Annotated in this window: 3 protein-coding genes and 1 pseudogene; 2 read left to right on the plus strand and 2 right to left on the minus strand. The window is 51.7% G+C overall.

All coding sequences use genetic code 11. The annotated features are described in order from the left end of the window. Together KCR01S_RS25430 and KCR01S_RS25300 are read left to right on the plus strand one after the other, a co-directional pair. Nucleotides 1-671: carbohydrate kinase (locus tag KCR01S_RS25430; RefSeq protein ID WP_167348850.1), on the plus strand; the 671-nt coding region annotated here is incomplete at its 5' end. After that, nucleotides 671-868 carry a hypothetical protein gene (locus KCR01S_RS25300; protein WP_156478811.1) on the plus strand — a complete coding sequence of 66 codons (198 nt, stop codon included), beginning with the start codon at nt 671-673 and terminating at the stop codon, nt 866-868. The genes KCR01S_RS25430 and KCR01S_RS25300, both read left to right, overlap by 1 nt. Here the strand turns inward: KCR01S_RS25300 and KCR01S_RS23525 are convergent. Continuing rightward, nucleotides 843-1439, minus strand: coding sequence for a tail fiber assembly protein (locus tag KCR01S_RS23525; protein ID WP_061285261.1), 597 nt, complete (start codon nt 1437-1439; stop codon nt 843-845). The two genes, KCR01S_RS25300 and KCR01S_RS23525, sit on opposite strands and share 26 nt — an antisense overlap. Continuing rightward, nucleotides 1439-1905, minus strand: a pseudogene (locus tag KCR01S_RS25435) (hypothetical protein); the annotation flags it as partial. The pseudogene KCR01S_RS25435 and the gene KCR01S_RS23525, both read right to left, overlap by 1 nt.

Genomic DNA, 1905 nt, shown 5'->3' on the forward strand with positions numbered 1-1905 from the left:
TTGGTTTGGGAGATGTGAACTCAGGGCGTTTGCTGAACGTGCAGGTTTTTACATCTTCAGCGCTTTACACTCCGACGCCTGGGACAAAAAAAGCCATCGTTGAGGTTCAGGGTGCCGGTGGCGCCGGTGCGGGTACAAACTCTCCAGCAACTATGTGCGCAGCTTCTGGCTCAGGCACATCTGGCGCATATGCAAAAGCAATTATTGATAACCCCACACCGCAACAGATTACTGTTGGGAGTGGTGGGAAAGGCGGTGTGAACAACCCGGCAGGTAACGGGAATGCTGGAGGTCAATCATCATTTGGCTCGCTGGTCACGGCGATTGGTGGTCTTGGTGGTGAAGCTATGACAGCGGGTACGGGAGTCTGGTCTGCATTTTTCTCTGGCACAATGCCAGCCATTCAGTTTACAGGAGCAAGCATCTCAGGACGTGGTTGCGGGATGCCTACGATTTCATTGCGTCTTGGTGGGGTTTTCTCTTATTCAGGTAATGGCGGAGATTCAATTTTCGGTGCCGGTGGTATCGGTAGCCGCGGCCAGTCTCGCGGCGGTGATGGCGTGGGTTACGGAGCTGGCGGTGCTGGCGCAAACGTAAACGGCGGGATTGCTGGTTCATTTACTGGTGGTGATGGGGCTGATGGTGTCGTTATTGTGTGGGAGTATATGTAATGGGTATTTATGCAGTTGTTGTTGATGGCTCTGTTACTAATACGATTAAGTGGGATGGAGTTTCAGACTACAAGCCCGAAAGCGGGGATTTAATTCAAATCCCCGAAGACATAAATGCAGGTGTCGGATGGACTCACAATGGTAATGAGTTTATACCGCCACCTGGTTTTATTACTTCTGAGGAGCCGGAGAAATAGGCCATACAATATCGGGGGCTTTGCTGGTATCTACACGCATCAACAGCACCCGGTATTTTTTCCACTCTGCCAGAGCGGAGGATTCTTCTGCCTTCGCTATTCCTTCATCAACCGCATCCTGCCGCCAGGTAATTTCGTTGTCAGCTAATGCCCGGAGCTGTGTTTTCTGCTTCTCTGCGTTAGCTACATCAGTTGCGTGTTGCAAATCAGTATCAGTCACCCATGAAGCCCCATTCCATACGTCATACGGTGTTGATGGCGGCAGTTCAGTAAATCCTGTTTTTATCTCCCCGATATAGCCAACTATCGAGGCGGTGCCGTCAGCCGTTGACCAGACGGTTTCGCCGCGATGGTCCGGCTGCTGTTCCCATACCGTACCGTTGAATACGGCGACAAATCCCGCCTGCTCGTCACCCGGATTAACGCTTGTGGAATTACCAGGCATACTCACGCCGACGTAAATATGTTCGTCAGACCAGCCGTTATATTCCCCGGTCACTGCATCGTAATAAAAGCATCGAATATCACCCGCCTGCGTCGCCAGTCCGTTCTTATCAAAGATAACTGCCATTATTTAGCCCTCACAAGGAAATTAAATGCGACGTTTCGTGGGCGCATGCCCATCAGGTTAGAACCGGCTGAACCGGATGAGAAGTTGGGTATATTTCCGACTGACCAGCCATTGTCCCATGCCACAGAGTCTGGACTTGCTACAGTCATATATCCGTAGTTCGGCGCTGAGCCATTCTGCCCCAGATGCTCGTGAAGCTTACTGCTTTCCTGCGCACTCAGCAGCGTTCGCCCAATATCCACGCCGCGCCCGTCATCCCATACCCTGATAAATTCCCCCCGTACATCGTTCAGTCTCAGGCCGGGAATAACGAGGGCTAATTTGGGGTATTCAGTCGCAGAAAACGTCGCGCCGTTCCATTTCAGAAATACCATATCTGACCATTCATCCATTACAGTGTTTGGCATCGCAGCCGACGGCCAGAAGAACGGAATTCCTATGGCTGGAGCGCCTGCTCCCAAACGAA

The sequence above is a fragment of the Kluyvera cryocrescens NBRC 102467 genome, from assembly GCF_001571285.1.
Classification (GTDB): domain Bacteria; phylum Pseudomonadota; class Gammaproteobacteria; order Enterobacterales; family Enterobacteriaceae; genus Kluyvera; species Kluyvera cryocrescens.